Raw genomic sequence first — 12,925 nt, 5'->3', positions numbered from 1 at the left:
TATGATAATAGCGGTGCTAGAGTACGGCTTATCCAGAATTCAAGTTATTTAACAATTATGAGGAATGTATTATGAGTGAGGCAATTCGAGCATCTGACACGCCATATGCAGTAGAAGTAGAATCAGGTAAAAACTACTTTTGGTGTGCTTGTGGTAAAAGTGGCAAACAACCTTTTTGTGATGGTTCTCATGGTGGCACTGGTTTTACACCTGTGAAGTACACGGCAACCGAGTCCAAGAAAGTATTTTTTTGTGGCTGTAAAGTGACGGCGTCCCAGCCAATGTGTGATGGTAGTCATAAGAAAATCTAACCCAGTAAAACCCAAACTCGTTGGCATATATTTCAGAATTATATTGTGAAATTATTGCCAACCCGTTTAGGCAAAATTTTAAACAAGTTATATGCTTCTGTCATTAACATAGTTTTGATATCTATAGGGATGAAGATATCAATTGGGAATATAAAACAGTTAATCTAGAGTTCAAAAAGCGTTGGACGAACTCAGAATTAAATACAGATGAATTAGATGGTGTAATTAATGCTCAGGCTACGTTGGAATGGCATATTGTCAGCGTGTGTATCTCTTCGTTGTTTGGTTACCCTCAATCCGCTTTATGTGTGTATAAAAAACAAAAATCAGGCTGAGTTTCTAAACCAAAATGTAATGTGGACTAATTATTAACCGCCACATAACAAGCGTTTAGGTTTTTAATAATAAATGCCAAATTGACTACACTATTCAGTATTAACAGGCTCTACAGCATTAATTTATGTTTTAAATAATATAATGGGCTATATCCATACCAGCGTTTAAATGCGCGATTAAACGAACTTTGGTCATTAAAACCAAGCTTAATGGCAATCGTACTAAAAGCGTATTTCCCAATGTAAAGATGAAGGCGCCTTTTACGTTCACTCTCAAGTAAATCAGCAAAGGTTGTTTGTTCTCGTTTTAAATGCCGCTGCACAGTTCGAGGAGTCATATTTAATGCGCTTGCTGTGCGTATTAAATTGCAGTCGTCCAAATCATTTTTAGCCATCAGTAAATGATTAATCTTTTCAGTTAATAATTGCTGACTCTTAAACCGTGATAATTGCTGCTCTGATATTTGCTTAAGTACAAGATTAATTTGTGTGTTGTCGGTTTTAAAAGGCAGTGCTAAATAACTACTGGGGAACTCAATTTGGTTATATTGGGCGTTAGTTTCAATTGGGCAATGAAACCAGTTAGCGAGACTCTTTTTTTCAGTATGAGACCAAGGTTGGGTAAAATAAATCGTACTCGGTGATAACTGCGAGTTAAGTAATTGGCGTATCACACAGACCCAAGCCGTCATGTTACGTAAAATAACCTGTGGGTTGCAGCTTGGATGGGGTAACCATCGAATAACAGCAATATCATCTTGCTGCTCAAATTGCGCCTTGCCTATGTCTGCTACCAAACTGTCATAATTAAGCAGCGCTGCAATTGCGCTGGCAAGGTTGTTACTCGACTCTATCAAATATCCCAACACACCAAAATCAGCAGTACGAATTTGCTGGCCAAGTTTAAAACCAAACAAAGGTTCATTTAAGGTATGTTGTGCATAATCCAGCAATGCGTTATAGCTAGTTAAACTAATGCGAGGCGCTAGCTGTTGTGCTTGTTTATTATTGTACTCATTAAAATTAATCGCCGACAAAACAACCTGGCTGTTAAGTCCTAGAGTTTCAAGGTAATCAAGACTACTTGAAAAGTAATGATCGGCAAGTGTGCTCATTTGTCGCCTAAAGCTAAAAAATGGTCGCGTAACAGCAATACTGTCACGGAATATTTTTATATGCTAGTTCAACTGATAAATAGATGCTGTTGTAAAAATGATATCAATAAGCTTAAAACAAAGTCTTGCCGCGAGGCCTTCACAAGTCAGAGAGACTTTGCTTGATCATGAGCATTTAAATCGATTTTTTAATGCCACATTTTTACTCTTAAAAACACAAAATGAAGGTGAAATAAGGGGTGGCAAAGGCTCTATCAGGCAAGTCAGTATGCTTGGCGGTAAATTTCAAGAACAGATTATTAGCGCAGATGACAAGCATATTAGTTATCAAATAATGGGCAATAAACCCGTAGCCCTGCATCGTGGCGATATATCTTTTGATACAGATAATAGTAGTGCAATGGCAACAACTGAAATTACCTACAACATAAGCTGTAAAGCGCCATGGTGGATACCCAGTTTTGTACTTGGATTTTTCATTAAAAAAGATATCACTCAAGCCCTCAAAAAACTAGCTACTCACTTTAAAGACGTTGCCCTATGAGCATTGAAACTATTTTACTCATGCTAAGCCCTATATTTATGATTTTTATCAGTTATGAGTTTATTAAGCATGGGCACTATTACGATATAAAGGATAGCTTGGCCAATACCGCACTAGCACTGATGCACCAAGGCGCAGATGCGATTGCTTTACTTTTGTTAATGCCGTTTTTTTATTGGCTTTATGGGTATCGATTATTTGATATAGAACTTTCAGCACTCAGTGTTTTTGTAGCCTTTATATTACAAGACTTTTTATATTATTGGTTTCATAAAGCGTCGCACCATATTCATTGGTTATGGGCTGCGCATATCGTGCATCATAGCTCGACTAAAATGAATTTTACCACTGCATTTAGACAAAGCTTAATGTATCCCATTGCGGGTATGTGGTTATTTTGGATGCCGATGATATTACTAGGCTTTGACCCCATCACTGTATTTACGGTAGTGGCGCTTAATTTGGCTTATCAATTTTTTGTGCATACCCAAACAGTGAAGAAATTAGGCTGGTTTGAAAAAGTATTTAATACACCTTCGCACCACCGAGTGCATCATGCTATTAATAAAGGTTATTTAGATAAAAACTTTGCAGGGGTGCTTATTATTTGGGATAAATTGTTTGGTACTTACGCTGAAGAAGAAGCATCAAAACCCTGCAAATATGGGATTATTGGGCAGTTAAATAGTAATAACCCACTCACAATTACCTTTCATCAATGGGCTTATTTAGCTAAAACAACCCTTAATGCAAAAGGCCTTAAAGCAAAACTAAAAGTACTATTTAGCTATCCTACAAGTGCCGTAAATCATAAATAAACCTTTGTAGATATTTAGGTATACAAATTAGTCAATTACAATAAAACAGTGCCTTTGCATTTTACATAACCACTTATATAATAAGTTATGTAGTTTTCTAATAGAGCATAATATGCAACAAGATTTCTTAAATGAATTAGCAGAGTTAGCTCTTGGCAGTCGCCTAAAACGTATGAGTGAGCGAATGTTAGCCAGCACGTCGGATGTTTATCAAGAATTTAGCATGAACATTAATCCTAAATGGTTCACTTTAATGGCGCTACTAGACGTAAAAGACAGCAACAAACAAGTATTGACCATAGTGGAAGCATCGAATTTACTGGGTTTATCACAGCCCGCCTTAAGTCAGTTTAGTAAACAGTTACAAAATGAAAAACTGATTAAGATTGTTATAGACCAATCTGATTCACGTAAACGGGTACTGAGTTTAACCCCTAAAGGCCGCGTCCGAGTGCAAGAGATGAAGCCAATCTGGGACGCTGTGCAACAGGCAGCTGTAGATTTGTGTACTGAACATAATAATGATTTTTATCGGTCTTTACTGAAGCTCGAAAAATCATTTTCTAGTGAGTCGTTGCTTACCCGCACGCGGCGTTATCTTGACCAAACCGCTATACAAGCCCAAGTAATGATTAAGCCGTTTGAACCTGCCCTCGCCCACCATTTTGAAACCATTAACAAAGAATGGATAGACGATATGTTTGTGTTAGAAACTATCGATAAACAAGTACTCGAAGATCCACAAAGCCATATTATCAATCAAGGGGGTAAAATTTGGTTTGCTGAACACCCGACCCTAGGTATTGTAGGCACATGCGCCTTCTGGAATAAGGGCGACAACAGCTTTGAGCTGACCAAAATGGGGGTATTAAAATCTGCAAGAGGACTTAAAGTAGGTGAGATTTTACTACAACATGTACTCGATGAAGCTAAATCATTAGGCATTAAAAAGCTATTTTTACTCACCAACGCAAAATGTGAGTCAGCTATCCATCTCTACGAAAAAAATGGCTTTATACATGACAACACTATTATGCAAGATTACGGACAGAACTACGCACGCTGTAACGTAGCTATGTTGTATACAGGTTTAATCACTGATGTAACAATGCCATTGCCCAAGCAATAAACCTGATACTCATCCAGCTTCCAAATAAGGGCTAGGTGGCATTCCAGCTCAAGTCACCCGATAGACAGATTCCCCGAGCTATTTTGGTTGGGTTTTTACATCTAAAGAAATTTTGGGCGCTATAAATGTGTACGCAATTAACAACAGTCCGGCGTAAGTGCCGTTATGCCAGCTGCAATCCTGGGGTAACATCGAATAGGCCCAGACACAAAATGCGCCAACCGATAACAGCAATTGCAATTTATTGGTGACTTTCAGGCTGACGCGCAGATAGAAATAGGTTGCAAAAACGCCGAACATAAAAACGACCACGAAGGCCACCCAATTTGGTTTGGGCGTCCCGTTAATCAAAATTGATTGCATCGCCAGATAGACACTAATCACCTCTGCAGGAATAAGCTTCATCAATGCATCGGAATAGCCGTCTACGGCTGGCGCCGCCTGAGTCTCACTTCCCGGGCCTCCCCGGGACGCTTCGCTGGCAGTAGGCACACTCGTAATAATGGAACGTCCCATTCTATCTCTCCTTTATGAGGTTACTAATCCAGTGGCTAAATTAACCGTCGCTTCAATTCGAAGGAGCGGGCTATTGCTTTCCAGTCCTCGTCTGTATCGGCTTCGGCTTCAGTCTCGAAAGACATATTACGAGTAGGCGGACCATTATAAGCAGCCTCAAATTGCTGACGCAGCGATGAGCGCTTGGTCGCGAGCGAGCGCGTGCCCTCTTGTTGTAACCAGCGGAAATCCGACTCATCGCTGGTGAAAATGGCCTTGACGGTTTCTGTACCCTGATTACCGACAAACTCCGAAAGAACGCTGAGCTGGATTTTTCTCTCATCGGCGCCAATTTTAAGGGCCTTACCGGGAGCAATCATTTCGCTGCTGTTTTTTTGAGGATAAAACAATGAAACCTTTCCTGTCAGCCCAAAGTCCAGCAAGCTCACAAAGACGTTGTTTGGCTCATGATTGACCACCTCAAATGCTAGATTTTGACCTTCTTCGAAGACAAAGTCTTCGCCATTGATATTGTGCAATTCGCCATCTGAGTCTACATGGAAAATATTGAACTCAACGTTGAGTTGGCTAGCCGGATTGTCTAATTTGAGCGCGTTGCGATAACGGGCCATTGCCTCAAGATTGCTGACTATCGTTTCGATAGCCTTCTCATTACTGATCACATGCAGAGGCATGGCCAGCTCCCTAGTGCGATCAACCATCGCCCAAGTTGGCTCCTCAATATTTATCGTTGTAGGCAAAGACAGGCCTGCACGAACCTTATCCTCTGGCATCAAAATATAGGCACAAAAGTCACCCGCGCCGGGCGTCTCGGTGATGGTAAGCAAGAGGGATGCTTTAATTCCCTCGGCGAGTCCTTGAGCTGCCTCTTTATCCATCTGACTCAGGTCGACACTGAGCAGAAACTGCTCAGCAGACGCGGCGGCTTCAACACAGCGGGCGCCTATGGTGAGGTTTCCTTCACCCTTGCGGATCACGCCCTGTGCTGTTAGTGAGCCTACCTGTGTAATTTCGATGGATGCAAGCGGCGTTAGGCCCTTCGTTTGTTTGGTGCCCTGTGGGTAAGCAGACCACAGGGAATTGACACACAGGCCGTGGGCTGCGCCGCCCGCTAGGGTGACCTTCTCGCCTTCCACCGCAGCAACCGCAATGAAACGCAGCGGTTCAATATCCTTAACGCCAAAAATCTCTCGGTCTTGGACACCTTCAATCTGCGGATGTTGCTGCTTGAATTTCGAGTTGACACCCTGCCTAGCTAGTTCGAATACGTCCCTGTAGGTCGAGCCAGGCTTGGCACTAAGCAAGGCATTAGTTAGAAAATGGGTCAGAGCGCCATTCCTAATAGGTTCGCCGCCCCCTTCGGTCTCAAATTCATATGAATACTCGTCATCTCGGCAACCCGACATCACTACATAGTTGTCACTGAGTGCCAGCCATCCGCTTGGTTTTGCCCCATTGCCCTGTTTGCGCGGTGCTGGCGGCAGTGTGGTTTTGTCGACCCCCATGGCAGTCAGAGACCGTGGATCCGCAGGTAGGCCTCTTGCCCTTGCACTAAGTGCGTCTCGAGTGATGGTGCCTGAGTGGCAACAGTCAAACGTTAATGAGATATAGCGAGTTTTGCTGGCCAGACGTGTCAACCAGTCATTGATCACGTTGTCGATAATATCTAGGTTAGGAAACGGATCCATGTATCCGCTATCGGCGGACGTGATCGTACTGTTCATACCGGTTCCCTCATCGGTATCGGCTGATTTTCGCTGGGATCCATGCCCACTAAAATGAAACACGACTATGTCATCCTGCCCTATCTGCTCAACTAGGTTTTCCATCGCGTCAAGAATACCCCGCTGGCTTGCTGCGGCATTATGCAGTTCGGTTATTTCCGATTCCTTAAAATTAAAGTGGTCGACCAAGACGCTTTTCATCAACTTTGCATCATTGACGCAGCCCCTAAGCTGGTAACGCTCCTCGAAATTGCTGTAGTTGTCTATTCCAATGAGTAAAGCGTGTTTTTCAGGCATTGTGACACTCCATGTTGCCCCCGGTTAAAGGGAAATTAAGCAGGCGGTATAAGAAAACAAACAGTAATGAAACAGAAATGGGGGGAGAGCTGCCCTTTGGGCACCCCTGAATAAAACTAACTCCATATCCCTAGGACCGTGGCGCTCGAAATAATTCATTATTTCGTTCCATTTAATTCCCTCGATTTATTCGAGTACAGGAAGATTAGTACACATACTTGATCTATGCAACAGGCATTGATTTTGTTGGTATTTAAGTAATTTAGTGGATTATTTGTACAAGTTAATGCGTAAGAAAATTAGGCGGTATTTAAAAGTACGCTTTATTTTAAAGCACTCAACAAAATTGACCTAACGAGCATATTTGTTGACTCGTTTTGCAAAGTGCATGTGCCGTAGATAAAGTAATAGATACTCCCCACTAGAGTTAAAGTACCACCGGCAGAGCCGGGGGCTTATTAGATGACGCCCTAAAAAGGCTAAAGTAAGCGCCAAAGGCGCGTTAAATACCGAATTTTAGCTGCTCTCTGTCAACGTCATTCTTTTCTTGATTTCGGATATATTCCCTAACCATTTCTTCGTCAAGTCCTACTGTAGATACAAAATACCCTCTAGCCCAAAAGGCTTCCCCTGCGAAATTCTTTTGTTTACCTTTAAAATTTCGAGCTATTGATATTGCACTTTTTACTTTCAGGTAACCTACTACATTTTAAACCGCTAACTTTGGAGGTATGCTCAAACACATATGGACGTGATCCTTCATTAAGTGCCCCTCTTCTATCACTACTCCTTTTTGCTGCGCCAATTCGTGAAATATTTCTCCCAGATATTTTCTTAACGTTCCAAATATAATCTTTCGCCTTTTCTTGGGAATAAAGACGATATGGTATTTACAATCCCACCTTGTATGGGCCAAACTTTTATAATTTCGAATAGGTTTTTTCCTTCGTTCTTTTGGTCGAGATACGAAAGATACCTGCACCACGGTAACGGTAAAACCTATGCGAGTCTCCTCGGCAGAGCCGGGGGTTTACCTTTTATTAATTAAGCTCGCTAGTCTGATATTCACTGGCTAACATTGAGTACACCGCATGATCCACTTACAGGTCATATAAACGCTCGGCAAATGCGGGCACTAAAAGCTAGATGTGAATATCGTTATCAACCTGAAGTTTCATACTTTAACTATTTAAAATGTCTAAAAAAAGCGATGATATTACATAAACCGCTATTTGTTCACGGGATTTTTTTGGCACATATCAATACAGTACATATTTTGCGCAAACAGCAGCTAGCACTATCGACTAAAAAATTTAGGGCTAGAGGTTATAAAGTTAAACGCTGCGAAGAGTGTTTAATCCCAGAAAAAAAATGTATTTGTGCACAGCGTCCATCGATTTTCAGTCACAGTGCTTTTTGTTTGGTGATGTATAAAAATGAATATTACAAACCCACCAATACCGGTAAACTTATTGCAGATGTCATAGCCGACAACTATGCATTTAGATGGGACAGAGTCGCCCCCGATCCCGCATTAATCGCGTTACTACAAAATCCAAAGTACGCCCCGATATTGGTATTTCCTCAGCAATATGCCGCAGCAGAAAGATGTATAGACTCACCCAAAGATTTAGTCGATATACAACAAGGTAAAACGCCACTATTTGTGATGTTAGACGGTACCTGGCGTGAAGCGAGTAAAATGTTTAAAAGCCCATCGTTTGCTACCTTGCCTGTTTTGGGTATCCAACCTGAAAAAGCATCGTCTTATCAACTACGTGAAGCCGCACATGTGCATCAACTGTGTACCGCAGAAGTAGCCATTGAGGTGTTAAATATGGCAGACGATAACCATGCTGCAGAAGCCCTTGGGGAGTACTTTCACCAATTCAAAAAAGCTTATATTGCAGGTAAAGCGCACTTGACCCTTATTTAGCTCTGTTTGATGTTCCAACCCACTTTATGATTTGGCGCATACCTTATTCCAAATAAGCACAAAAATTTAAACACTTCTGTTTGAACTCATCAGAGACTAAGAGCTATGGTTGATGTATTAAAAATTCGACTCATAACGGAACACGCTCAACATGAAACTAGAATCCTTAGCTTTACACCATGGTTACACCTCAGAAGAAACCACTAAAGCCGCAGCTGTACCTATTTACCAAACTACGTCATATACCTTTGACAACACCCAGCATGGCGCAGATTTGTTTGACCTAAAAGTACCAGGAAATATCTACACGCGGATCATGAACCCAACAACAGCAGTGCTTGAAGAAAGAATTGCTGCGATGGAAGGCGGTATAGCCGCTTTAGCCGTTGCATCTGGAATGGCTGCTATCACTTACGCTATTCAATGTATTTGCACAGTAGGTGACAATATTATCAGTACCAGTCAGCTATATGGCGGGACTTACAATTTATTTGCTCATGCACTACCGAATCAAGGTATAGAAGCACGCATGATCCCCGGTGACGATTATGGAGCCTTCGAAGCAGCCATTGATGAAAATACCAAAGCGATTTTCTGTGAATCAATTGGCAACCCGGCTGGCAATGTTGTGGATTTACAAAAGCTGGCAGAAATTGGCGCTAAACATGGTGTACCTTTAATTGTTGATAACACCGTAGCTACACCTTTTTTATGTCGCCCCTTTGAACATGGCGCTGCCATTGTTATTCATTCATTAACCAAATACATTGGCGGTCATGGCACCTCTATTGGTGGCATTATTGTAGACTCAGGTAAGTTTGACTGGGTAGCAAACAAAGAACGTTTCCCTATTTTAAATCAACCTGACCCGTCTTATCACGGCGTTGTTTATACTGAAGCACTCGGTGCAGCGGCTTATATTGGCCGCTGTCGTGTTGCTCCACTTCGTAACACGGGCGCAGCTATTTCGCCGACTAACTCGTTCAATATTTTAATGGGCCTTGAAACATTAGGCCTACGTATGGAACGCCATTGCGAAAATGCCGAAAAGCTAGCCGCATATTTGGTTAACCATCCAAAAGTAAGCTGGGTTAACTATGCTGCATTAGCAGATAGTCCTTACCAAGCAACTTGCCAAAAAATCACTGATGGCAAAGCATCAGGTATTTTAAGCTTTGGTATAAAAACCACAGCTGAGTCTTCAAGCAAGGTCGCTGGTGGTCAGTTTATCGATGCCTTACAAATGATTTTGAGACTGGTAAACATTGGCGATGCAAAATCCCTAGCTTGTCACCCCGCATCTACTACACATAGGCAACTCAATCCAGAAGAATTAGCTAAAGCGGGAGTCAGTGAAGACCTCGTCAGAATATCTGTGGGTATCGAAAATATTGACGACATCATTGCAGATGTAAGCCAAGCACTTGATGCTGTGAAATAGGAAATATATAACCAGCGGGGCGAATGTCATTAGAAACGCCCCGCATACCTCTGCTAGAAATCATCTAACCCGTTAAATTTTTTGTGCACCAGCGAGCCATACACCTTCCACTTTTATTTCTGACGACCGCTCAGTAGTTAGTTCATAGAAGTTGTGACTTTGAAGCCAGTTCTGGGATCCGCATTTTTCTGAAAAATCAACTCTTCTTGATACCTATGAAGTAATAAGTATCGCGATTATTTACCCGAGTTGAAATGAATAAGTTACGGCTTTATCCCTAGCGCTATCTTAATCACTGCGTTTATTTCTTCCCAATCTTTAAGCCCCTTGGTTGGTTTTAACTGCGTAAGATAAACGACTATGACTCCGTCTTCAGGTCGAACATAATATTTTGAATTGTAGGCACCGCCCCACTCATATTGTAGTGTTTTGCCTTTTAAATCCCCTTCGTTACCTATTGTTAGCGCAAAACCATAGCCAAAACCATCGTTCCAATCCATATCAATGTAAGGTATTTGATCCCTTGTCATCAGCGCTACAGAAGAGGGCGATAGTATTTTGGTTCCCTTCAAAGAGCCTTGATTCAGTAACATTGAGAGTAATTTTGCATAATCACTAGCCGTTGATACTAGCCCGGCGCCACCTGAGTATGCTTGCTTGGGGCCATCAGCATAATGGCCTTGGCTAAGCATAAAATCATCAGCGGTATCGGAATCCCTTGCTCTTTTTATATCACTATCAGTAGCGTTATAAACAGCAGTCAGGCGATTTAATTTACCTTGCGGTATATAAAAATGTGTATCAATCATCCCTAATGGGCCTGTAATTTCGGTCTCAAAAAATATTTTTAAACTTTGCCCTGATATAATCTCAATGATGACACCAAGTAAATCTGTACTGTGACCATAAACAAACTCTGATCCAGGTTGAGCATGTTGAGGTAATGTTGTTATTGGCGCTAAAGCTTGTTTCATGGTTTGATTTTTATCAGCAAAATACCAACCGTGTAATCCTATCTTCTTCCACTTGTCTTCATTTACACCCCATCCATAACTGATGCCAGCAGAGTGAGTGAGAAGATCATGAATTGTGATTTCGCGTTCCGCAGGTACTTCAAAAAGAGACTTGTCTTGATTCATCACTAAAACACTCGTCTTTTTGAAGGAAGGAATATACTTGGAAACAGGGTCTGTAAAATTAATGAGTCCCCGTTCATTCAAGATCATGACGCCGACTGATGTGAGTGCTTTTGTTTGAGAGGCAATACGAAACAGGCTATTTATTTTCATTTCTTTGTTAGCTTCAATATTCTGCTTACCCGCCGCGACATGCAGAATTTCCTTGCCATCTTTCATGACAAGAATGACACCTCCAGCAATTTTATTCGTCTCTACATATCCATTTAAAATACTCTTAGCAGCGGTGAAATTATAGTCTTTAGCCAATAATGAAGAACTAAAAAACAGTAAAGCAAAAACAGCGACACTCATGATGTTATTATTTTTAGTCATCTGAATGATTTTTGATGGCATAGCATTTTATCCAAGTTGATTTTCACATGTCAGACTATAAAACCATCATCATTAAACGGCTTAATTTTCAGCGCGCTTTAGTGGCATAAAGCCTGTTTGAATTTAATAACATTATACGATGTATCGGCTCTATTCAACTTAGGTATGAGCACTGACTAATCAAGCAGAGTGATTAGAAATGACATCCCATGTTTGCTGGGATTGGGTAAGGGGTGTATTAATTAAAAGTGGTCCTAATTCAAGCATTCCATAAAACTGGGATCTAAAATTGCAGTTAGAGATAAGTTTAAAACAACATTCGTCACTAAAAAACCTATCCCTATCACTCTGAGTAGCTCAAAAAAATTAAGGACGACCCGCTCTAGGCGATGCGACTTTAGTCATTTCAATTTTCCCGGTTCTCTTTGCGCTCACTATCTGTGCTTGGGAGCTCTGCGCTGTGAGCATAAATAAGGTTTTACCATCCTCCCCGCCTAACATACAGGCATAACAATTTTGACTGGTATTCACTACTTCTAATACCTCTCCGCCTTGTGCAAAAAGAACACACTCGTTATTGACTGCGTTTGCTGCCCATATATTCCCATCGGCATTCATACATATTCCATCGGGCACTCGTGCTCCGGTAGCTGCCCACTCTCTTCGATTACTCAAAGAGCCATTTTCATCAATATCAAAGGCGGTTAAACACAGCCCCAAGGTTTCGGCGACAATGAACGTTTTGCCATCGGTTGTAATAACAGATCCATTGGGGAAACTCATACCGCCGGTCGCGACACTTACGTCACCTTGTGGTGTCACTTTCACGATATTGGCTTTAGGGTGATCAGCAATCACTGACTCTACACCACGTGTTTGCATCTCTTCGTCAAGGTTAAACCCAAAATTGCCAACGTAGGCATTACCTTGCTTATCAACTACCATGTCATTGCATAAATGCTTAGAGTATTGAGATAAATCAGCGTGTAAAACCAAACCGTTTTTTTCAAGTCGCTTTAACGCAAGTGATTCCATACATACCACGAGTAAACGTCCATCTTGCAGCCAACCTAAGCCCGAGGGTTGCTCATCCAATTGCAATTCCAATCTCGCCTCGCCTTGCAGGTCAACGGACTTAACAGCTTTATCGTAAAAATCGCTATACCAGAGGCGGTCATTACGCCAACGTGGGCTTTCCCCAAAATAAAGTCCGTCGATTAATATGGTTGATTGTGTCATTAGAATCCT

At 41.6% G+C, this 12,925-nt stretch carries 12 protein-coding genes and 1 pseudogene; 7 read left to right on the top strand and 6 right to left on the bottom strand.

From position 1 onward, the window contains the following. Nucleotides 1-71 precede the first annotated feature (71 nt). Both CXF95_RS08220 and CXF95_RS08215 read left to right on the top strand, forming a co-directional pair. On the top strand, nt 72-311 hold the full coding sequence (locus tag CXF95_RS08220; protein WP_101198236.1) for a CDGSH iron-sulfur domain-containing protein: 240 nt from the start codon (nt 72-74) through the stop codon (nt 309-311). Between the two features lie 119 nt (nt 312-430). Beyond that, on the top strand, nt 431-646 hold the full coding sequence (locus CXF95_RS08215; protein WP_369809306.1) for a DUF4177 domain-containing protein: 216 nt from the start codon (nt 431-433) through the stop codon (nt 644-646). A 110-nt stretch (nt 647-756) separates the two neighbouring features. Here CXF95_RS08215 and CXF95_RS08210 read toward each other — a convergent pair whose 3' ends face one another. After that, nucleotides 757-1,761, bottom strand: coding sequence for an AraC family transcriptional regulator (locus tag CXF95_RS08210; protein ID WP_101198234.1), 1,005 nt, complete (start codon nt 1,759-1,761; stop codon nt 757-759). Nucleotides 1,762-1,858: 97 nt separating this feature from the next. Between CXF95_RS08210 and CXF95_RS08205 the strand changes: the two genes are divergently transcribed. The 3 genes from CXF95_RS08205 (at nt 1,859) to CXF95_RS08195 (ending at nt 4,252) form a co-directional block, all read left to right on the top strand. Next, nucleotides 1,859-2,305, top strand: a complete 447-nt coding sequence (locus tag CXF95_RS08205) for an SRPBCC family protein (protein ID WP_101198233.1) — start codon at nt 1,859-1,861, stop codon at nt 2,303-2,305. Beyond that, nucleotides 2,302-3,123 (top strand): sterol desaturase family protein, encoded by an 822-nt coding sequence (locus CXF95_RS08200; protein ID WP_101198232.1) that lies wholly within the window; start codon nt 2,302-2,304, stop codon nt 3,121-3,123. Before CXF95_RS08205 ends, CXF95_RS08200 begins: the two co-directional genes overlap by 4 nt. A gap of 112 nt (nt 3,124-3,235) precedes the next feature. After that, a complete protein-coding gene (locus tag CXF95_RS08195) occupies nt 3,236-4,252 on the top strand; it encodes a bifunctional helix-turn-helix transcriptional regulator/GNAT family N-acetyltransferase (RefSeq protein ID WP_101198231.1) in 1,017 nt (338 codons plus the stop codon). 78 nt (nt 4,253-4,330) lie between these two features. Here CXF95_RS08195 and CXF95_RS08190 read toward each other — a convergent pair whose 3' ends face one another. The 3 genes and pseudogenes from CXF95_RS08190 to tnpA form a co-directional block, all read right to left on the bottom strand. Further along, on the bottom strand, nt 4,331-4,768 hold the full coding sequence (locus CXF95_RS08190) for a hypothetical protein (RefSeq protein ID WP_101198230.1): 438 nt from the start codon (nt 4,766-4,768) through the stop codon (nt 4,331-4,333). A gap of 35 nt (nt 4,769-4,803) precedes the next feature. Beyond that, on the bottom strand, nt 4,804-6,789 hold the full coding sequence (locus tag CXF95_RS08185) for a caspase family protein (protein ID WP_101198229.1): 1,986 nt from the start codon (nt 6,787-6,789) through the stop codon (nt 4,804-4,806). 502 nt (nt 6,790-7,291) lie between these two features. Beyond that, a pseudogene (tnpA, locus tag CXF95_RS08180) lies at nt 7,292-7,723 on the bottom strand (IS200/IS605 family transposase). A gap of 276 nt (nt 7,724-7,999) precedes the next feature. Between tnpA and CXF95_RS08175 the strand changes: the two are divergent. Then, nucleotides 8,000-8,725, top strand: a complete 726-nt coding sequence (locus CXF95_RS08175) for a tRNA-uridine aminocarboxypropyltransferase (RefSeq protein ID WP_369809305.1) — start codon at nt 8,000-8,002, stop codon at nt 8,723-8,725. Nucleotides 8,726-8,876: 151 nt separating this feature from the next. Further along, nucleotides 8,877-10,166: an O-acetylhomoserine aminocarboxypropyltransferase/cysteine synthase family protein gene (locus CXF95_RS08170; RefSeq protein ID WP_101198228.1), complete on the top strand. Its 1,290-nt coding sequence runs from the start codon at nt 8,877-8,879 to the stop codon at nt 10,164-10,166. 263 nt (nt 10,167-10,429) lie between these two features. On the opposite strand, the gene CXF95_RS08165 is transcribed toward CXF95_RS08170, so the two are convergent. After that, a complete protein-coding gene (locus tag CXF95_RS08165) occupies nt 10,430-11,698 on the bottom strand; it encodes a serine hydrolase (RefSeq protein WP_101198227.1) in 1,269 nt (422 codons plus the stop codon). Between the two features lie 345 nt (nt 11,699-12,043). Beyond that, nucleotides 12,044-12,916: an SMP-30/gluconolactonase/LRE family protein gene (locus CXF95_RS08160; protein WP_101198226.1), complete on the bottom strand. Its 873-nt coding sequence runs from the start codon at nt 12,914-12,916 to the stop codon at nt 12,044-12,046. Nucleotides 12,917-12,925 lie beyond the last annotated feature (9 nt).

The sequence above is a fragment of the Paraglaciecola sp. MB-3u-78 genome (assembly GCF_002835935.1).
Taxonomy (GTDB): domain Bacteria; phylum Pseudomonadota; class Gammaproteobacteria; order Enterobacterales; family Alteromonadaceae; genus Paraglaciecola.
Note: the sequence above shows the minus strand (reverse complement) of the source record. Positions and strands in the feature narration are given on the sequence as shown.